This window comes from Alkalihalophilus marmarensis DSM 21297 (assembly GCF_000474275.2).
Lineage (GTDB): Bacteria > Bacillota > Bacilli > Bacillales > Bacillaceae_D > Alkalihalophilus > Alkalihalophilus marmarensis.
The window spans coordinates 173,131-192,218 of sequence record NZ_ATAE01000003.1 but is presented as its reverse complement, the minus strand read 5'-3'; the positions used below and the strand labels follow the sequence as shown (position 1 = coordinate 192,218).

At 39.4% G+C, this 19,088-nt stretch carries 18 protein-coding genes; 5 read left to right on the top strand and 13 right to left on the bottom strand.

Annotation, left to right across the window (positions count from 1 at the left end; translation table 11 throughout):
• Positions 1–50: 50 nt before the first annotated feature.
• The gene (locus tag A33I_RS01030) at positions 51–1,370 is read right to left on the bottom strand and encodes an extracellular solute-binding protein (protein WP_022626619.1); all 1,320 of its coding nucleotides are present in this window, start codon (positions 1,368–1,370) and stop codon (positions 51–53) included.
• A 283-nt stretch (positions 1,371–1,653) separates the two neighbouring features.
• Between A33I_RS01030 and A33I_RS01025 the strand changes: the two genes are divergently transcribed.
• Both A33I_RS01025 and A33I_RS01020 read left to right on the top strand, forming a co-directional pair.
• On the top strand, positions 1,654–2,841 hold the full coding sequence (locus A33I_RS01025; protein WP_022626618.1) for an ROK family transcriptional regulator: 1,188 nt from the start codon (positions 1,654–1,656) through the stop codon (positions 2,839–2,841).
• Between the two features lie 47 nt (positions 2,842–2,888).
• The gene (locus tag A33I_RS01020; RefSeq protein ID WP_022626617.1) at positions 2,889–4,499 is read left to right on the top strand and encodes a glycoside hydrolase family 43 protein; all 1,611 of its coding nucleotides are present in this window, start codon (positions 2,889–2,891) and stop codon (positions 4,497–4,499) included.
• 84 nt (positions 4,500–4,583) lie between these two features.
• Here A33I_RS01020 and A33I_RS01015 read toward each other — a convergent pair whose 3' ends face one another.
• The 10 genes from A33I_RS01015 to A33I_RS00965 form a co-directional block, all read right to left on the bottom strand.
• Positions 4,584–5,627, bottom strand: a complete 1,044-nt coding sequence (locus tag A33I_RS01015) for an aldose epimerase family protein (protein WP_022626616.1) — start codon at positions 5,625–5,627, stop codon at positions 4,584–4,586.
• 61 nt (positions 5,628–5,688) lie between these two features.
• Complete coding sequence (xylA, locus tag A33I_RS01010; RefSeq protein ID WP_022626615.1) at positions 5,689–7,023, bottom strand: xylose isomerase; 1,335 nt, start codon at positions 7,021–7,023, stop codon at positions 5,689–5,691.
• 182 nt (positions 7,024–7,205) lie between these two features.
• Entirely contained in the window at positions 7,206–7,535 is a 330-nt protein-coding gene (locus tag A33I_RS01005) for a thioredoxin family protein (RefSeq protein WP_022626614.1), read from the bottom strand.
• 795 nt (positions 7,536–8,330) lie between these two features.
• Positions 8,331–9,245: a protease HtpX gene (htpX, locus tag A33I_RS01000; RefSeq protein WP_022626613.1), complete on the bottom strand. Its 915-nt coding sequence runs from the start codon at positions 9,243–9,245 to the stop codon at positions 8,331–8,333.
• A gap of 84 nt (positions 9,246–9,329) precedes the next feature.
• Entirely contained in the window at positions 9,330–9,749 is a 420-nt protein-coding gene (locus A33I_RS00995; RefSeq protein WP_022626612.1) for a hypothetical protein, read from the bottom strand.
• Between the two features lie 72 nt (positions 9,750–9,821).
• A complete protein-coding gene (locus A33I_RS00990; protein ID WP_022626611.1) occupies positions 9,822–10,586 on the bottom strand; it encodes a carbon-nitrogen hydrolase family protein in 765 nt (254 codons plus the stop codon).
• A 246-nt stretch (positions 10,587–10,832) separates the two neighbouring features.
• A complete protein-coding gene (locus A33I_RS00980) occupies positions 10,833–11,588 on the bottom strand; it encodes a phosphorylase family protein (RefSeq protein ID WP_022626609.1) in 756 nt (251 codons plus the stop codon).
• Positions 11,589–11,676: 88 nt separating this feature from the next.
• Positions 11,677–12,711, bottom strand: a complete 1,035-nt coding sequence (locus tag A33I_RS00975; protein WP_022626608.1) for a LolA family protein — start codon at positions 12,709–12,711, stop codon at positions 11,677–11,679.
• A gap of 13 nt (positions 12,712–12,724) precedes the next feature.
• Positions 12,725–14,131 (bottom strand): sensor histidine kinase, encoded by a 1,407-nt coding sequence (locus tag A33I_RS00970; protein ID WP_022626607.1) that lies wholly within the window; start codon positions 14,129–14,131, stop codon positions 12,725–12,727.
• Entirely contained in the window at positions 14,118–14,825 is a 708-nt protein-coding gene (locus A33I_RS00965; RefSeq protein ID WP_022626606.1) for a response regulator transcription factor, read from the bottom strand. Before A33I_RS00965 ends, A33I_RS00970 begins: the two co-directional genes overlap by 14 nt.
• Positions 14,826–15,009: 184 nt before the next feature.
• On the opposite strand from A33I_RS00965, the gene A33I_RS00960 reads away from it, so the two are divergent.
• The 3 genes from A33I_RS00960 (at position 15,010) to A33I_RS20090 (ending at position 16,907) form a co-directional block, all read left to right on the top strand.
• Positions 15,010–16,053, top strand: coding sequence for a LolA family protein (locus A33I_RS00960; RefSeq protein WP_022626605.1), 1,044 nt, complete (start codon positions 15,010–15,012; stop codon positions 16,051–16,053).
• Positions 16,054–16,176: 123 nt separating this feature from the next.
• Positions 16,177–16,635 (top strand): CBO0543 family protein, encoded by a 459-nt coding sequence (locus A33I_RS00955; RefSeq protein ID WP_022626604.1) that lies wholly within the window; start codon positions 16,177–16,179, stop codon positions 16,633–16,635.
• Between the two features lie 59 nt (positions 16,636–16,694).
• Entirely contained in the window at positions 16,695–16,907 is a 213-nt protein-coding gene (locus tag A33I_RS20090) for a hypothetical protein (RefSeq protein ID WP_083477560.1), read from the top strand.
• Positions 16,908–16,954: 47 nt separating this feature from the next.
• On the opposite strand, the gene A33I_RS00950 is transcribed toward A33I_RS20090, so the two are convergent.
• Both A33I_RS00950 and A33I_RS00945 read right to left on the bottom strand, forming a co-directional pair.
• Positions 16,955–18,436, bottom strand: coding sequence for a potassium/proton antiporter (locus A33I_RS00950; protein WP_022626602.1), 1,482 nt, complete (start codon positions 18,434–18,436; stop codon positions 16,955–16,957).
• Positions 18,437–18,458: 22 nt separating this feature from the next.
• The gene (locus A33I_RS00945) at positions 18,459–19,019 is read right to left on the bottom strand and encodes a tyrosine-type recombinase/integrase (RefSeq protein WP_022626601.1); all 561 of its coding nucleotides are present in this window, start codon (positions 19,017–19,019) and stop codon (positions 18,459–18,461) included.
• Positions 19,020–19,088 lie beyond the last annotated feature (69 nt).

Genomic DNA, 19,088 nt, shown 5'->3' with positions numbered 1-19,088 from the left:
CAGTTTGGAAGTGTCCTTTTCGTGTGACTACTGGATGACTCAATTTTTTATTATTCAGCTGAAAGAGCAGCTTCATGTTGAGCTGCAAATTCTTCAGGCGTGATGGAACCCCCGAAGAGAGCTTGAATTAAATCTAAGTGAGTTTGAGCTACAGAGGCACTCATTTGTACATCAGCATAAAGCGTTAAGTTTGTTGCATCATTTAAATCTTGTAAAACTTCAACATACATATCCGGAAGGTCAAGGGAATCACCATCAACAATAGTAGCTGGAATTACACCCGCTTCACTAACCGCACGCTCGCCCCACTCTTCTACAAAGTAAGCTGCAAATTGCTTTGCTTCTTCTTGAACATCAGACTCTTCACTCACGAATAAGCCCACACCCGGCCCACCTACAAAGCTGTTTGTGTCACCTTCTCCGTCCACAGTTGGAAACTTGAAGTAGCCAACACTATCTCTAAATTCCTGAGGTACACTCTCGTTTGTAGTGTAGTTAGGTAAATCCCATGTTGCAATCATATACATAGCTGCTTGTTCATTCATAAACATGCTTTTTGCTTCTTCATCAGCAAGACCATTAAATCCACTTGAGAAGGAATTATTATCTACTAATTCTTGTACTTTTGCCGCTGCTTCTACTAAAGCAGGGTCTTCAAACGAACCAGACCGGTTAATAGCATTTGTTAATACATCAGAACCACCAATGCGATCTGCAAAGTACATATACCACATTGATCCTGTCCATCGATCTCTGTTTCCAAGCGCAATTGGCTCTACATTATTTTCATTTAATGTTGAAATTACTTGTTCAAGCTCATCATATGTTTCTGGAGCTTCTAATCCATACTCATCGAAAATCACTTTGTTATAGTAAACATAAACGGTATTTAATTCTAAAGGTAGTCCGTATGTTTGGCCATCTTTTTCATAGGCTTCTAGTGTTCCTGCAACAAATTCATCTCTTAAACCGTCTTCTAACATGTCATCTAATGGTGCAAATTTATTCCCATCGACATATGGATCTAAATAACCGGCTGCCCATGTCATTCCTACATCAGGAAGTTCATTTGATGAAGATAAAATGGTCATTTGATCTTTGTATTGTTCATTACTTAAGACCTGTAGATCAATTGAAATAGTTTCATTCTCTGTCTCAAAATCTTCAATGATCTCATTTACGATACGGTGATGTTCAGCAGAACTACCTGGTGGCCATAGGTGCATAAATTGAACCGTAGCTGAATCTCCTTGACCCCCAGTTGGTTCACTAACTCCGCCCTCACCACTACTAGAATCTGAGCAGCCTGAGGCAACCAATACACCAGCCATCAAAGCAAATAAAGATGTAACCGCTTTCCTTTTGAACATTACGAAACCCCCCTTAATTTTTAGAAAAGTCAGATGTTGCAAACTACAAAATTAGAATATCACTAAAAACATCGTTTGTCTAGTGGATAAACTAAGTGTATAATAAATTTATAAATGGTATACTCTAGCTAAAGGAAGCGTTTACACTTCTATTGTATCTCTTTGATTATTAGAGCCATTATCTTTACTCAGCCCTCTACTTCCTTTGCAGTTTAGAGGTAATTTGTTAGTCTATGAAAAATACAGTTGTTAAAAAACTTCAAAAGAAAGTGTGGAGCAGACAATGAAAATGATTCAAACGTTCAATCAACACGTTGTTAAAAAACGTAACAAGTCTCTCGTTCTTCATTCTATTAAAGAATCCTCCCCTATCTCAAGGGCTGATATTGCTCAAAAAACTGGCCTAAACAAAGGAACGGTCTCTTCTCTTGTCAATGAATTACTAGAAGAGGATTTAATCCTAGAAACAGGTCCTGGCATTTCAAGTGGAGGTAGAAGACCTGTTATGTTGCTATTTAATCAATCAGCAGGATATTCAATTGGTCTTGATATTGGCGTTAATTATATTCTTGGTACGCTCTGTGACTTGCAAGGGAATATTTGCAATGAAAAGCTAATTAAGGAGACGAACCTTTCATTTGACCAAACGACTGAGATCTTATTTGAAATAATTAATGAATTAATGGCCGCTGCGCCTGCTTCCCCTTATGGCATTGTCGGTATCGGCATAGGAGTACCAGGAACGATTAGTAAAACAGGAGACATCTTGCTTGCTCCTAATCTAGGCTGGAAAAACAAAGATTTACGTACTGTTATTGAAGAGAAGTATCACGTACCAGTGAAGATTGAAAATGAAGCTAATGCTGGTGCTTATGGAGAACAGAAATTTGGAGTCGGAAAAGAAGCCAATAATCTTGTATATGTTAGTGGCGGCATTGGAATTGGCGTCGGGCTCATTTTAAACGGTGAACTTTATAAAGGGCACAATGGTCTTTCAGGAGAGCTTGGCCATATGACGATTAATATGGAAGGTCCTACTTGTACTTGTGGAAATAAAGGCTGTTGGGAATTATATGCGTCTGAAAGAGCTCTACTAGAGATGGCCTTACAGCATGGAATCATCCTTGATAACGACCAACCGATTACACTCGAAGCACTTGTTACACTTGCTGAAAGTGGAGATAAAAAAACCATTCACCTGATAGAAAAACTTGCCGACTATTTAATTGTCGGTATCAATAATATTGTGAATTCATTTAATCCAGAACAGATCATTATCGGTAACCGGCTTGCTGCACTAGAAAGCTGGCTTCTCGAGCCACTAAAAAACAGAATAGAAAAACAAGTGTTATCCACCCATCAAGAAGATTTACACATTCATTTCTCAGAACTTGAAAAACGCTCTGCTGCTCTTGGTGTTGCTGCTTTTTCAGCCGAGAATTTTCTAGCAATTAATGTAGAAGAAGCGTAACAAATAAATTTATTGATAAACCAATCTTAACTAAGAGGTGAAACGTTATGACAACCATTCAAAACCCAATTTTAACAGGATTTAATCCAGACCCGAGTATTTGCCGTGCCGGAGAAGACTATTATATTGCTGTCTCTACGTTTGAGTGGTTCCCTGGTGTTGGAATCTACCACTCAAAAGATTTAAAGAATTGGCGCCTCATCTCTCGTCCACTCAACCGCCTCAGTCAATTAAATATGATGGGAAATCCTGATTCAGGTGGCATTTGGGCTCCTGCACTCTCTTATAGCGACGGGAAATTTTGGTTAATCTATACTGATGTAAAAGTTACAGAAGGACAATGGAAGGATTGCCATAACTACCTCGTCACATGCGATACGATTGATGGGGAATGGTCAGAACCGATCCACATAAACAGCTCAGGATTTGACCCTTCTTTATTCCATCACGATGACGGTAAAAAGTATTTTGTGAACATGGTTTGGGACCACCGTTTGTCTCATCACAATTTCTATGGCATCGTTTTGCAAGAATATAGTGTTGAAGAAGAGAAGCTGATCGGCAAAAAAGAAGTCATCTTTAAAGGAACCGATATCAAATTGACCGAAGCTCCTCACCTCTACAAAATAAATGGTTATTATTATTTATTAACAGCAGAGGGTGGCACTAAATACGATCATCAAGCTACAATTGCTCGCTCTAGAGACTTGTGGGGACCATATGAAGTTCATCCAGAAAACCCATTGATTACGTCGTTTCCAAATCCAAGAAACCCTCTTCAAAAAGCAGGCCATGCATCGATTGTTCACACTCATACAGATGAGTGGTTTCTCGTTCACTTAACAGGACGACCATTACCTAGAGAAGGGCAGCCCCTGCTCGACCCTCGTGGTTTCTGCCCGCTCGGCCGCGAAACGGCTATTCAACGTCTTGAATGGAAAAATGACTGGCCTTATGTAGTAGGTGGAAACGAGCCTTCCTTTGAAATAGAAGGACCCGCAATAGAAGAGGTGAAAGGGGAAAATGATATTCTAGAGAAAGATGATTTTGATCATGAAGAATTAATTCTTCATTTTCAGACTCTCCGTATTCCCCTTAGTGAGAAGACATTATCTCTTACAGAAAACAAAGGTCATTTGCGTCTATACGGAAAAGAATCTTTAACATCAAAGTTCACTCAAGCATTTGTAGCAAGGCGCTGGCAGCATTTTGCGTTTAGTGCAGAAACAAAAGTATCATTCATGCCTCACTCTTTCCAACAGGCAGCAGGCCTAGTAAACTACTACAATACACAAAATTGGACTGCTCTCCAACTAACATGGCATGAGGAGAAAGGCAGAATTCTTGACCTAACTACATGTGATAACACTACATTTGATCAACCTCTTAAAGATAATGAAATTCCAGTTCCAGATGATGTGGAGTATGTCTTTATGCGTGTTGATGTCAATACGAACACCTACCGATATTCGTATTCATTTGATGGAGAAAGTTGGTTGGTCATTCCAATTGACTTTTACTCTTATAAACTATCAGATGACTACATCCAAGGCGGCGGATTTTTCACAGGAGCATTCGTTGGGATGCAATGTCAAGACACTTCCGGAGAAAGCCTTCCCGCAGACTTTGATTACTTCATCTATAAAGAAAAAGAATAAAAGTCTTACCACATGTGCTGAATGCATATGTGGTTTCTTTTCACGAAAAAAAGAACCACTTCTAAAAGTGATTCTTGTTAGCTCCTACTCTATAGAAAAACGATAGGCAGTAGTCGTCTTATACTCCTCGTCTTCATCCAGAACGATCGAAGGAAAGGAAGAATGGTTGATTGCATCAGGGTGGTGTTGTGTCTCTAGACAAACCCCTAAATACTTGTTCGCTTCTACCCCTCTCATAGTAAAGGTAGGCTTCATCATATTTGAAGTGTACAATACAACAATTGGTTCATCTGTTTCAATAGTAAGCTTCCGTCCACTTTGAGGTTCAACCAAGCATATTTCTTCTTTTTGGTTTCTACTTAAAATAAGAGGATGATCATAACCTCTACCAACGAGCAGGTTTTGTGAATGCCTAGATTTCACTCCATCTTCCAAAGGTCTGCCTTCTCTAAAATCAAATGCTGTACCTTCAACTTCTGCTATTTCACCCGTTGGGATCAACGAGTCATTTAATGGTAAGAACCGATCACTAGCGACCTTTAATTCATGGGAGAGGATATCTCTTTTAATCGCTCCACTTAAATTAAAATACGAGTGGTTCGTCATATTTACCACGGTCTTCTTATCAGTCGTTGCGTAATAAGAGATGATAAGCTCATTATCGTTTGTTAATTGATAGGTAACGGTAACCTTCAAGTTACCCGGATACCCTGCGAATCCATCAACTTTTTCATATGTAAATGAAAGAATCGACTCATCTTCTACATTTCCCACATCCCAGATCACTTTATCAAAACCATTCGGTCCTCCATGAAGATGATGCTTTCCTTCATTTGATGGCAGCTGATAGTGTACACCGTCTACAATAAAGCTAGAGTTTGTTATTCTTCCTGCTACCGGTCCTACCACCGATCCAAAGTAAGGAGAGTGTTTGATATATTCTTCTAATGTATCAAAACCTAATACAACATTTTCAATTACCCCATTCCGATCCGGCACACGAATTTCTGTAATCGTACATCCATAGTTAAGACACGCCACTTCCATTCCATTGTTATTACTTAATCGGACTAACTTCACGGATTGACCGTTTAGCTCACCAATAACCTCTTCTGTCCTAATCACCATTCTTCCTATCCCCCTTTTCAAAAAAGAGGCTGAGGACCCATAAGCCCTCAGCACACATTCCTTACTTTACCGTAATATTTGCAAATGTCTCTAGCAAGTATTTATTGACAATTGATTTCAATTGTTCTTGTCTACCAGATTTGTTGTTTATCTGCGTTAATTGCAGAGCATGTTGCTCAAGCTTATGGAAATCCGTTTTTCCTTCAACAATGTCACGTCCGATTCCATTATTGTAACTGCTGTAACGATCCGCAATGAAGTCTTCTAACACTTTATCATCAATTAAGCGTTGGGCCACTTTTGCACCGATTGCAAAGGCATCCATCCCTGCAATATGAGCATGGAACAGGTCATCGGTATCAAATGATCCACGTCTTACTTTAGCGTCAAAGTTTAAACCGCCAGTTCCAAGACCGTCATTTTTCAAAATTTCATACATAGCTAGAGTTGTAGAATACAGATCCGTAGGAAATTCATCTGTGTCCCATCCTAGTAATGTGTCACCTTGGTTCGCATCCACTGAACCTAACATACCATTGATACGTGCCGTACGTAATTCATGTTCGAAAGTATGACCAGCAAGTGTTGCGTGGTTAGCTTCGATATTAAATTTAAACGTATCCTGCAGGTCATATTTTTGTAAGAATGCAAGACCTGTAGCGACATCAAAATCATATTGATGCTTTGTTGGTTCTTTTGGTTTTGGTTCTATTAAGAACTGAGCATCGAAGCCAATTTCATTTGCATAACTTTTCGCCATATGAAAGAAGCGTCCCAGATTATCAAGCTCAAAGCCCATATCTGTGTTTAATAATGTATCGTACCCTTCACGTCCGCCCCAAAATACATAGTTTTGTGAACCAAGCTCCTTACCAACTTCTAGACCTTTTTTTACTTTTGCAGCGGCATAGGCAAATACATCGGCATTCGGTGCTGTAGCAGCACCATGCATCCAACGTGGGTGGGTAAACATATTCGCTGTGTTCCAAAGTAATTTAACCTTGCTTGTTTTCATATACCCTTTGATCATTAACACAATTTCATCGAGATTTTTAAATGTCTCGCTTAATGAATCTGATTCTGGAGCTACATCAATATCATGGAAACAGAAATATGGTACATCAAGCTTTTCGAAGAATTCAAATGAGGCTTCAACACGTGCTTTTGCTAGATCCATTCCTGTAAAATGGTTGTATGGACGAACGGCAGTACCCGCTCCAAATGGATCATTCCCTTCTCCTGTGAAGGTATGCCAGTATGATACCGCAAACCGAAGATATTCTTCCATTGATTTTCCATTAAATTGTTCTTCGGGATTGTAATATTTATAAGCAAACGGATTGGTAGAATCAGAACCTTCAAATTTAACCTTGTTCACATTATCAAAATAGCTCATTATTTATTCCCCCATTATTAAGGTTTAGTGGTAACCGCTTTCAATAATTGAATTATATCACCAGTTACTTAGTTTGTCTATCGAACGTACAAAGTTTATTTCAATAAAAAAACAAGCCTTTAGAGGGGACAAAATAGTCTAAAAAGCAGCTTCCATAAATTGAAGCTGCTTTTTTATATGATTTAATCAGCATTATAAAGTTGATAAACCTTTCGAACCTTTTCTTCAAACGTTTCGATTGGAACAAATCTAGCTTCTCTTATCGTCTCTTTTCCATCGATAAATAGGAGCAGAGCAGGAACTGTGAATATAGACAACCTGCCAGCTATTTCTTCTAGTTGATCCGCATTTACGAATCCTTGGTTAATCAGATGGAATTCCGACAATACTTCTTTAACTTGCGGCAGCAAGGCATGGCATACACCGCAATTCGTCCTTGATACGTAGACGAAACTAAATTTGTTCTCTTGTATAAACTCATCTACCATTTCAATTGTAGTTAAATCCTTCATCCGTTCCCCTCCTTTTTGTCCTTATTTTTATCGTAACACAGAACGGCAAGGGGTATTCATTTCTAAACATCATCTAATTAGAGTTAAAGGAATACTTGAACCCCGCTTTACATGAGACTATTGCAAAAGCCCTCCCTGCAATAATTGTTGATTTCCACTGCAGGCACACGCTTTCCACGGGCGGTCCGGGAGCTTCCTCGTCGCATTGGCTCCTGTGGGATCTCCCTGGTCACGCACATCCCGCTGGAGTCGGTGCCTTCCGCTACAATCAACGGAGGAAGGATGTTGTTAAGTTGCTCCCTCAATATAAGCAGCTGTTCAGTGACCTTAGCAGATGAACCCAAGGATGTCTGCTTTTATTAATTTGAACTGAACCATAACTAAATCGCTCCACTTGATAATTATTCAATGCAACCCCTTAGCGGATGAACTATATGGAGACTTCTGCAGGGACTAGAGCAGGAGTGAGATCCCACAGGGCATTAGCCCGAGGAAGCTCACTAGCTCCCCGCGAAAAGCGAAGTATAGTTCAGGAGCGAAGACTTTGCTGTAACCCATGTTTGAGGCATTTATGTTAGAGAGATCTTGAGCGGTGCCTAGATCAGGGATGAGACCCCGCAGCTCACCGTGGAAAGCGAGGCATATTTCAGAAGCGGCGGGCTTACACCTACACTACATTTTAGGATTTTCAGTTGAACTGAACTGCGGCATAACTCAATACTGATAAATTTCCAAAAGTATAACCGGCACATATATGCAAAAAAGCGAATCCTTAAAAGGATTCGCTTTCTACATTTAACGTTCTTCTAAACGTGCAATACGCTCATCAAGGTCTGGGTGAGTAGAGAATAATCTCATCACTCCACCTTTTCCGTTAATTTTCATCGTTTGAACAGCACTGTCATTCGTACGATCATGTACATTCGCACGGTCTACATATGCTTTAAGTGAACGTAGGGCATGTGCCATTTTATCACGTCCCGCAAGATCCGCCCCCCCGCGGTCAGCATGGAATTCTCGGTGACGGGAATACGCACTGACAACAAGACTTCCAAGGATAGAGAAGAGGATTTGGAAAATTATAATAGCAGCAAACTGAACAATCCATTGTAATTCCTCACGTGCAAACCTTGAAACGATAATCGCTACAATACGCGAGAAGAAGACAACAAATGTATTAATTACCCCTTGCAAGAGCGTCATCGTCACCATATCTCCATTCGCTACGTGAGCGACTTCATGGGCAATAACGCCTTCAACTGCATCATCATCCATCGTATTTAATAATCCTTGCGAAACTGCAACAAGCGAACGTTTTTTTGATGGTCCTGTAGCGAAAGCATTGACCTCTGCAGATGGATAAATACCAACCTGCGGCATATGAGCTAATCCTGCAGCACGTGATAGACGATGCACTTTCTCTACCACTGCGCGTTCTTCGTGAGTCAAATTCCCATCAGGATCTAGAATCTTTACTTTCATCATCATTTTTGCAACAAAACGTGACATTGCAAGGGAGATAAATGCCCCTGAGAAACCTACAAGCAAACTGAATACACCAAGCGCAATAAAGTCAATTCCAACACCAGGAGCACCTGTTTGGAATGATCCATTTATTCCCGTATAGGTCGTTATGAGTGACCAAACAATGACGATGGTCGTCATAACGAGAATATTTGTGACAATTAATAATAATAATCGTTTTCCCATTCTTCATCCTCCAATTACATTAATATGTGCTAGTTTAACACGACTATCTAATAAAGGGTGTAAAAATGATAACAAAAACGTGAACTAACTGCCGCCTACCATTGCAAATGGAATTTCTTCGCCATTTTTATATGCGTTGATTTCCTCAATTGGTTTATCCAACTTAACAAGATACAAACGGTGGTTATTAGACTCTTCTTCTGCTTGCTCTTCTTCATAATAAATGTTTAATACATCCGCCTCGCGCTCTATATTAAAATTAGAAATGTGCAAAGGTCTTTCTCCTTGGGTGAGATGACCGCTCGTTACATAGACATAAAAGCTGTCATCATTATGGAAGAAGAGATAAATCCCGTTCTCTGGCTCTGCTTGTTGAATGAATGCATCTAGATTGGATTCTACATGATCAATCGAGACTTCAGAGTAAGTCAGATCATTCCCGCAACCAGTTAAAATTATGAGCAGAACGAAAGTCAATAATAAGATGAAAGGTAATTTTTTCATCACGGCAGCTCCTCTTTTTTAGTTGTCACCCTACCTTGTATGTACGGGTGACATCGAATAAGGTTTCAATTTTCAAATGATATATTCAACCTCAAATTCAGTTGATAGTAACTCCCTTTTATCAAAATCCCAATCGAACAGTAATATCGCTGATTCTCTTGAATGATGGGCAAGCAAGTGTACCCCATGATCAATCACTAGACTTTTAGCTTCCCAAAAAGTAACAGTTTCATCTTCACCTGTACGATTACATACAAACATCGGCAGACCGGTATCTATTGTTCTAGCTTCCCACTCTCCATTTGGCCCATGCAGCCCCGGTCCCCAGGAAGATGGCGCAATAAGGATTTCCGCTCCTTTATCTCTAAGAGCTACAGCGTTCTTTTTTGTGTAGGAATCAGCACAAATGAGAATACCAGCGTTTACATGATCAATTGTTATTGGTTGAAGACGCTCTCCTGACGAGGACCAATCATCCGTTACACTTGAAAGCTTCCTTTGTCTTCCGATCAGCTGCCCCTCTCGATTAATGACAAATACTGAATTAAACAATTCCCCTTTAGGATCTTTTTCAGGTGCCCCTATAAAGAGGGTTACTGCTGAAGACTTAGCCACTTCCATTAAACTAGACATCCATTCATCTGGCTGCTGCTCAATCCAATCCGTGCCGCATTCTTTTGTGAATTGAAGTCCGCTGACAGCTAGCTCTGGAGTAATAATCCATTCTGCTCCCTTTTCAGCTGCTTTTTGTACGGCTTGTGTTATGAGGCTTTGATTTATTTCAACCTCTCCGGCATTAAGTAATAAATGCAGCATAGCTATTTTTTGTTTGTTCATGATTCATCTCCATTCTTCATTCCTTAAGAAAAAGCATCTCTGTGTGACAGAAATGCTTCTTTAAACATGCTTTTGATCTTTACTCACGTGTCTGGCATAATCTATTTTCTTTGTTTCAAGATCAATCTTCTTGTGTTCTAATTCTAGTTCTAACCGTTTTATATCGTAATTCATTTTTCTTTTATATCCGTTATAAAAGAGCGATAATGCAACAATAACTATGATAAATAGATACATATCTTCCATTTAATCACCCCACTCTCCTGCTGCTAGATAAAGGGCGACTTCTCTAACTCGCTCATCTGTACGAGCCTCAACCGCTTCACGATCTTCGGTATAAGTGTATAGGGTATCACCATTTATTAAATGATCAGAAAGTGTTAACAAACCTACAGCTCGTTTATTAAAGTACTGAGCTGCTGCTATGGTCACGGCCGTTTCCATATCTACTCCTATACACCCTTTACTAGCCCATGCTTTGATCAGATCCTTTGTTTCAAGCAGCAGGGTGTTAGTTGAATAAATAGAACCTGTAGTATAGCTGTACCCTTTGTTTTCACAATACTTCACAGCTAATGCAACAAGCTCAGGATCTGACTTCACCGTTATTTCGCCAGTCAAATAGGAAGTTGAGACCCCATCCCCCATCACAGCTTCCGTTACAATGAAAATATCTCCATACTTAACTTCTAATGACAATCCGCCGAAATAGCCTGTTTGAATAAAGACCTCAGTCCCGCTAGCCGCAAATTGATGAACGATATTTACAGCCATAGGCGCTCCGTATACATTGGCAAAACCTACTTGCGCCCCCTTGTGTCTGCCCATTACACTATTCCACTTCGGCAGCCGCATTTCCTCTTTTAATATATCTCTCCATTGAGTGATGTTCTCTTCATGCTCCCATTCCCCGTGAATGATAAATGAAACAGGAACATCAGCTTTACTTATTTGTAGTGCCTTTAGCCAATCCGCTTGTGAAAATTCACCGTATAGTTTCATGAAGTCTCCTTTCCTAATTATCTATTTAGAACATCTCTTACTATTAAAAAGGGAGCCACCACATCTTCATGTCATTGCTCCCCGTTATCTATCTTAGTCCTTCTACAATTTGCAGTGCTTTTTCTTTAGTTATAAGATCATTTTCAGGATTAAATCTATATAACACATCACCTTCTTGCCATGAAATCATTTTTAATGTATGATCCCAAATTAACAAACCTGGAGATTCTCTAACTGTTAATTCTTCTTCATTTCCAAAGACTGCTGCTAGAGGCTCATCTCGTTTAAATACCTCATATGAAAATAAGTGTCGGCCTTCTGCGTCTCTGTAAGTAAGTGTTACACCCATTTCATCCTCTGGTCTAGGGTACATAGTGGCCTCATGAAAATGATATTCTTGCGTCGGTGTTAAGATGTCAAATCCTGTCTTCTCCTTTGCTTCTTCTAAGTCAACCTGCTCATTTGAAACAAGATCATCTAGAGAGACTGGTTCGAAATCAATTGTATCATCAATGAGAAAGAGCGACTCTTCCATTTTAGGATTTATGTCAAAAGCAGCTGCTTCACTTGTCATCCATTCCTCATCAAATACAAAATCCGTCTTCAGCAACACCCAATTTTCTTTATCAATCCAAAGTTCCATTTGATCGTTATCACTTTGTTTTGAACTAAGTTCCAGTACAAATACTTCTCTATCTAGAAGCTTGGCTTCCTCTTTTACTTTAATGTCGTAATGATCATGCATTGCTTCAAGCATCTGCATCATCGACTCACGAGGTGTCTGTGTTAAATAGGATGCCGTTTCCGGTGAATCATACGTGATCAGCTGTTCTTCTTCATAATCTAGCAGGACATGTCCAATGTCACTGTAAAGCGAAACATAAACAAGTTTCTCTCCTTCATACATTTCTGTACGAAACTTGCCATCCGCCATCCGCCATTCTTTCATAGTAAATGGATCACCGTCATTCCCCTGATAATCCGTTTCCATATAATAAGAGATCGCCGTTTGATTTGCTTCAAGCATACTTGCCATGACCTCGTTGCCGCTTAACCCTCTCATCTGACATCCGCTAACTATAATAAGGAGTATACTCATGACCCCAATAGCTACATTTTTCAATCTCATCCCCCCGCTATTCTTCTTTTTTTAAGGCGAAATAAAAGCAGCTGCCAACCCCTAATGTAGAAGCAGCACCAATCACACCGCCGTGCAGCTCTATTAGTTGTTTACTAATCGCAAGACCAAGTCCAGCTCCCTTTCCCCGATCCTTACTTCTTGCACTGTCTGCTTGATAAAATAATTTAAACACATGAGTAAGGTCTTCTTTCGTTATGCCTGACCCCTCATCTTGTACGATAAAATAAATCCAATCATCATCTACCGGCACATCTGACGGCAGGAGATCTCGCTTAGTCGTGGCCGTTAATTCAATCTTTTTCCCTGTTTTCGTATGCCTGATTGCATTAGTCACAAGATTATCCATCACTTGAACTAGGCGATCGACATCACAAAGAATGTCACATGGCTGGACGTCAATTTGAGTGATGAGTTCAATCCCATTTTGATGACACACTTCCGCGTATCCATCCACTAACATCTCTGCTACTTCTTCTCCATCAACGACCTGTCTATTTAACTCCAAACTGTTCATCTCAAGCCTAGAATACAAAAGAAGATCTTCCACGAGTTTTTCCATATAGTTAGCTTTTCTAATAATCACATCCCGGTACTCTTCTTGCTTCTCGGGATGGTGAGCTAATCCTTCTGCATAGGCTTTTATAGAAGTTAAGGGGGTGCGCAAATCATGCGAAATGGCAGCTATGAGTTTTTGCTTCACCTCTTGAACCTCTTTAATCTCCCCACTCATCGTATAAAACCCTTCAAGCAGTTCACTAAATTCATCATTCATTCCGTAATCCGCTTTCCTCTTTGGAAAGGTTCCTGCCCCAAAATGTTTCATCTCTTTTACTAGAGTAGTCACAGGTCTTACGATTCTCCGCCTGACTAAGAAATGCGTAATCAGTAATGTCAAAATAAGCACGCCAATCATAAAAAGAACCGTATAAATGGAGCCCCGATCAATTTGTTTCATCAATTCTGTTCTCTCTTTTTTAATTTCAAAATAGCCAATGATCTCATCTTCATAATAAACTGGCTCCTTATACGTAAAATGAGAAAGGGATTCCTCTGTTTCGTATAAGCCTTGCATTAATTGGTTTGCAGGGACGGCACCAGTATACAACGTCTGCCCATTAATATTTAAAAGGACTTGGCGGTCTTTTGAATAAATATGTACAATTTCATCCTCATTGACTTCACCCGCTAGGGCTTCTTCATCTACTGGAGGAAACTGATAAAGACGAGGATTTTCTTTTAAGGTGGAGGCAAGATGATGAATGCGAATAGAGGTATCTATATATTCTTGAAATTGTTCACGTTCAATCCAATCATTTATGTAGCTGATAAAGAAATAAGTCGATACAAAAGGGACCACCATCACGACACATAAAAGGAGAAGAAGCCAGTTACGAATCTTCATGTTTTTGACCTATAAATTTATAGCCTATCCCCCACACTGTATCAATAAAACGGGGGTGCTTACTGCCGTCGCCTAACTTTCGACGTACATTTTTTATATGAACCGTTACTGTACGAATATCATCCGCATCATCTTGCTTCCATACTCGGTTATACAGCTGTTCCTTAGAAAAAACTTGCCCCGGAGCTTCAGCAAGTGCTAGCAGTAGTTCAAATTCCTTCATCGTTAAGGTCAGCGGATTGCCTTCTTTTTCTACCATTCTACGATTAGTGTTAATCATTAACCCATCAAAATTAAGCACTTTCTCTTTTTCCTTTAGACCATTGTAACGGTGGTAACGTCTAAGGTGGGATTTAACACGGGCAACAAGCTCGAGCGGACTAAATGGCTTAGTGATGTAGTCATCTGCTCCTAGCCCTAAACTATGTATTTTATCAATATCGCTTTGACGGGCGCTTACAACGATGATCGGCACCTCGCTTTGTTGACGCACCTGTCTGCACACTTCAAAGCCGTCCACCTTAGGAAGCATTAAATCAACTAAGAGGAGGTTGGGTTGAATCGAAGCAAAGCGTCTTAACCCGTCCTCTCCGTCATGAGCCATGACGACTTTATATCCTTCACGAATTAAGTATTCATTTAGTATTTTACTAATCTCTCGGTCGTCTTCTATTACGAGAATTGTCTCTGTCATTCCTCTTCATTCCTTCTAATGAATTAGCATCCATTTCTCTATTTTCCTATTATAGTAAATTATGTGATTCTATAAAAGACCAACTCGGAACTTCATACTTTCTTTATAAATTCCTTTCTTTTTCTTTATTTTTCCTCTTTATAGTTATATTCGGTTAGATAAATCAAAAATGAGGTGAAAAGTTATGAAAAAAATTAAAGCTGCCTTCACGCTAGCAACAGCCATTTTCCTTACAGCAGGATGCTCTCTTGAAAATACCGACGAAATTATTGAAAAGGCTGTTGAAGCCCAAGAAAACTTAGAAAGCTATTATGCTGAGGTTTCCTCCACCTTTAAATTCAAAGGGGAAAATAATGAAAATGAGAATGAATCTTCAACGTATAAAGAATGGAATGTTAAACCTGACAGATATCGTACAGAAATGGAAGATGGTTATCTTCATATTTCTAACGGCAAAGAATCGTGGTCCTACGATCCTCATGAAAATACGGTAACTGTCTTTGAAACATCAGATGAATTAGCTGAAGAGACTCCTAGCGAGGGAGAGATCATCCGCGAAATCCTGACTGAAATGCTTGATTCGACAGATGTGACTGTAATGGGAAAAGAAACGATTGCCGGACGTAGTACAATTCACTTGGCGCTGGCTAGTAAAGAAGGAGAAGAAGAGGATTTTCTAGGCGAAGTCAATTATGATATTTGGGTAGATGAAGAAACCTATATGCCGCTTAAGATGATGTGGATTAGTGATGAATTTTCTTCTTCCGTTGAATATACACATATTGAATACAATATTGATATCGATGAAACCCTTTTCCAATTTGATATACCAGAGGATGCAGAAGTTCTTACGATTGACGATTTCATGCCCGAATCTTTAACACTAGAAGAGTTAAAAGAAGCAGCACCTTTCTCCATTCCAGAATTAGAAGGCATCCCTCAGAATTTTGAATTCGAAGAGGCAACCTATTTTGAGGATATGGACATGGCTACAATCCACTACATTGATGGAACTGATTATTTAATGATCTCTCTAACAACTGACAAAACAGAAATGCTTGAAGAATCAGAGCCAGTCTCTACAGAAGACTTTGAAGGCCACTATATGAACATGTTTGATATGCACTTTCTTTTTTGGTCGCAAGATGAAGTGCATATCGAGTTAATGGCATCTGGAGAAGAGATGAATAAAGATTCTCTTCTTGAGATCGGTGCCGTTCTACAATAAGCAAATGACAATGTGAATGACAATGATAAGGCCCGTCCTGTATCAAGCAGGCGGGTTTTTATCGATTCTTTATTAGCCTTTTAAGCAATTCCTCAGCATAATTTACTCATGAGGTGAGACGCTATGACTGAGGTGATTCCTATGCGAGTAAATATTTTCTATTTCTTTTTTATCCCCTGGATCCTTGCCACTTTATTATTTAGAAAGAGAAATAAAATGATTCTCTATAAAATTACTCCTTTTGCAACAGTCATTGCCACGATTTTATGTATCTGGGGAGACCGTCATCATTTCTGGGTGCTAAAGCCTGTGTTAAAGAAAAAGCAGTTTTTAACTACAATGCCGCTTAATCTTGGATTGTATCCAGTGTTTTCTTCTATCATGGTTTATTTAATCAGGAGGACAAAGGAGTCAGCATCTTCATGGGTACTCGTGTTTACATGCTTTACAACCATTCTTGAATTTTTGGTGAAATGGATGGGACGAGCTGCCTACGGAAACGATTGGAATCTTAATAAAACGTTTATCTCTTATTTCATTCCATATTACCTGATTCATAAATATTCGCAGTGGTTTCTATGATTGTTTATAATCACTCCTTCCAATTGTGCACATAGGATGGATATAAAGGGGTGAGCGTGATGCATTGGCTACAAAAAATCCCGTATTTGACAAATCAGCCTATCGGAGTCTCTTTTAGAGATGGGACTGGAACTTCTGGCGTGTTATGCGGTTCAACAGACCAGAAGCTTCTCGTCCTTGAATATCTCTACCATTCTCAATTTGCCCTGAAACAGTATGACTTTAAATCCATTCAAGACATCCATGGCTTCCCTCCTTGCCAAGTGAGTTAACCCAACATTAAAAGCGTCCCTGCCATTGCAGAAACGCTTTTAAAGCATCAGTTTTCTTCATCTTTTGTCTCATTCATTAACCTTTTTAAGGCTTTAATTGTTTGTTTTGCAACAAGAATATAGAGAATATCCCCAGGCTTAATGACCGTTTCACCATGTGGTGTGACAAGGTCGCCATTACGTATGATTGCACTGATCAATACGTCGCTAGGTAATTCAAGGTCTTTCAATGCTTGGCCAGTCACTTTCATATTTTCATTCACTGCAAATTCAATGATTTCAGCATTCGCTTTTCCAATAGATACAAGCTCTAACGTATGTGGGGGTTCTACTTTTTCAGGGCCGTTCAAACCAAGCTTCTCTGCAAAGTAAGAAATGGTTGAACCCTGAATGAGGGCTGAAGTTAGAACAACGAAAAAGACAACATTGAAGAATAATTGGCTGTTTTCCACTCCCATCGTCATTGGAAAGGTGGCTAATACGATTGGAACAGCTCCTTTTAAACCTGCCCAGGATAAAAATATTTTCTCGCGTGTCGAAAATCCCATTCGAGGCGTGGTAAGAAAGACGGCAACTGGGCGAGCCACGAATATTAAAATTAACGCGAGCAGGAAGCCTTTGACAATAATATCAAACGATAAAAGCTGTGCTGGGAAAACTAAGAGGCCTAGTATAATAAACATTAAAATTTGCATCATCCATGCAAAACCTTCGTTGAATCTGAAAATGGAATGCTTATATGTTAAATCACGGTTACCTATAACTAAGGCAGCTACATACACAGCTAATAAGCCGCTAGCACCAATCAAATCATTTAAACTGTAGGTTAATAAAGCAAAGGCTAGCGCAAAGATGGGATACAACCCACTTGAATCGAGATTAATTTTATTAATAGCATAACTCGCAAGCAGACCCAATCCATACCCTAATGCAAGACCTGCTCCCATTTGCCAGAAGAATGAGCCGATAAGCATTAGGTAGGAAGAATCGTCTATGGTAAGTAATTGAATGAAAGATAAGGTGAGGAAGACTGCCATCGGATCGTTCGTTCCAGATTCTGCTTCTAGTGTGGAACTAAGCTTGCTCTTTATGTTTTGACCTTTCAAAACCGCAAATATAGCAGCAGCATCCGTAGAGCCAACAATTGCTCCAAATAAAAATCCTTCTAACCAGCTAACTTCAAAGATAAGTTTCGCTGCAACCGCCACTACAATTGTGGTCAGTAAAACCCCTATTGTGGCGAGAGATAAGGATGGCTTAGCAACAGCTTTAACAGATGACCACTTTGTTTGCAAACCGCCTTCAAATAAAATCACAACCAGAGCTATAATTCCAATTAATTGAGCAAGGTAAGGGTTATTGAATGGAATAAACCCTAGCCCGTCACTACCCATCACCATTCCTACCACTAAGAATAAGACTAGTGCAGGTACACCAAGACGAGTCGAAAATTTAGTCGTCAGCACTCCAATAATGAGCAGAAGAGCCATTAATAAAATAAAATAATCAATATTAACAGAACTTAGCATGCATGCCCGTCCCCCCTGTTTTTTATAGATTAACGTCTATTTTTACTTTTACGTTGTCTTTATCTACCCCAATGTAGCGAAGTGTTTCCGCTCGCGTAGAATGATTGAAGATATTTTGAAGAAGTGAGATCGCTACACCTTTTTGGTAAGCATGATAGCCAAATGTTTTTCTTAACGTGTGAGTACCGATTTTCTCTGTCATTCCAGCCTCTCTAGCCACTGAATGAATGATGCGGTACGCCTGCTGTCTTGTTATGGCCTGATTATTTTTGCGTGACTTAAATAAATAATCTTCCTCTTTTAAGCCAGCTTCATTAATTTGAAGGAGCAATGCATGTTTTACAATTGAATTTATATAGAACAGCTTGCCCTGACTGTTACTTTTTTCTTTTAGATAATAAAACTCACGTACATTATCTCCATTTAATAATTCACCAACTTTTATATTCAACAAATAACTGATTGAGATTCCCGTGTTAATACCAATCACAAATAATAAATAATCTCTAGGAGACTTTTCTTTTAATAACTGTTTGATTCTATTAATCGTTTCAATCTCTTTAATCGGTTCTACGAATTCCATAAATCACCTCAAAAGATGTTACTTAATATTATTTTACCAATTGTTATGTAACATTGCATGCATTTACAC

What these genes read in the sequence shown, in the direction of transcription:
- A33I_RS00990 (WP_022626611.1), bottom strand. Translation starts at nt 10,586, where the DNA reads ATGAACAAACAAAAAATAGCTATGCTGCATTTATTACTTAATGCCGGA.
- A33I_RS00995 (WP_022626612.1), bottom strand. Translation starts at nt 9,749, where the DNA reads ATGAAAAAATTACCTTTCATCTTATTATTGACTTTCGTTCTGCTCATA.
- A33I_RS01020 (WP_022626617.1), top strand. Translation starts at nt 2,889, where the DNA reads ATGACAACCATTCAAAACCCAATTTTAACAGGATTTAATCCAGACCCG.
- A33I_RS00955 (WP_022626604.1), top strand. Translation starts at nt 16,177, where the DNA reads ATGACTGAGGTGATTCCTATGCGAGTAAATATTTTCTATTTCTTTTTT.
- A33I_RS00950 (WP_022626602.1), bottom strand. Translation starts at nt 18,436, where the DNA reads ATGCTAAGTTCTGTTAATATTGATTATTTTATTTTATTAATGGCTCTT.
- A33I_RS00960 (WP_022626605.1), top strand. Translation starts at nt 15,010, where the DNA reads ATGAAAAAAATTAAAGCTGCCTTCACGCTAGCAACAGCCATTTTCCTT.
- A33I_RS20090 (WP_083477560.1), top strand. Translation starts at nt 16,695, where the DNA reads ATGCATTGGCTACAAAAAATCCCGTATTTGACAAATCAGCCTATCGGA.
- A33I_RS00945 (WP_022626601.1), bottom strand. Translation starts at nt 19,019, where the DNA reads ATGGAATTCGTAGAACCGATTAAAGAGATTGAAACGATTAATAGAATC.
- A33I_RS01005 (WP_022626614.1), bottom strand. Translation starts at nt 7,535, where the DNA reads ATGAAGGATTTAACTACAATTGAAATGGTAGATGAGTTTATACAAGAG.
- A33I_RS00965 (WP_022626606.1), bottom strand. Translation starts at nt 14,825, where the DNA reads ATGACAGAGACAATTCTCGTAATAGAAGACGACCGAGAGATTAGTAAA.
- A33I_RS01025 (WP_022626618.1), top strand. Translation starts at nt 1,654, where the DNA reads ATGAAAATGATTCAAACGTTCAATCAACACGTTGTTAAAAAACGTAAC.
- xylA (WP_022626615.1), bottom strand. Translation starts at nt 7,023, where the DNA reads ATGAGCTATTTTGATAATGTGAACAAGGTTAAATTTGAAGGTTCTGAT.
- A33I_RS00980 (WP_022626609.1), bottom strand. Translation starts at nt 11,588, where the DNA reads ATGAAACTATACGGTGAATTTTCACAAGCGGATTGGCTAAAGGCACTA.
- A33I_RS01015 (WP_022626616.1), bottom strand. Translation starts at nt 5,627, where the DNA reads ATGGTGATTAGGACAGAAGAGGTTATTGGTGAGCTAAACGGTCAATCC.
- A33I_RS01030 (WP_022626619.1), bottom strand. Translation starts at nt 1,370, where the DNA reads ATGTTCAAAAGGAAAGCGGTTACATCTTTATTTGCTTTGATGGCTGGT.
- A33I_RS00970 (WP_022626607.1), bottom strand. Translation starts at nt 14,131, where the DNA reads ATGAAGATTCGTAACTGGCTTCTTCTCCTTTTATGTGTCGTGATGGTG.
- htpX (WP_022626613.1), bottom strand. Translation starts at nt 9,245, where the DNA reads ATGGGAAAACGATTATTATTATTAATTGTCACAAATATTCTCGTTATG.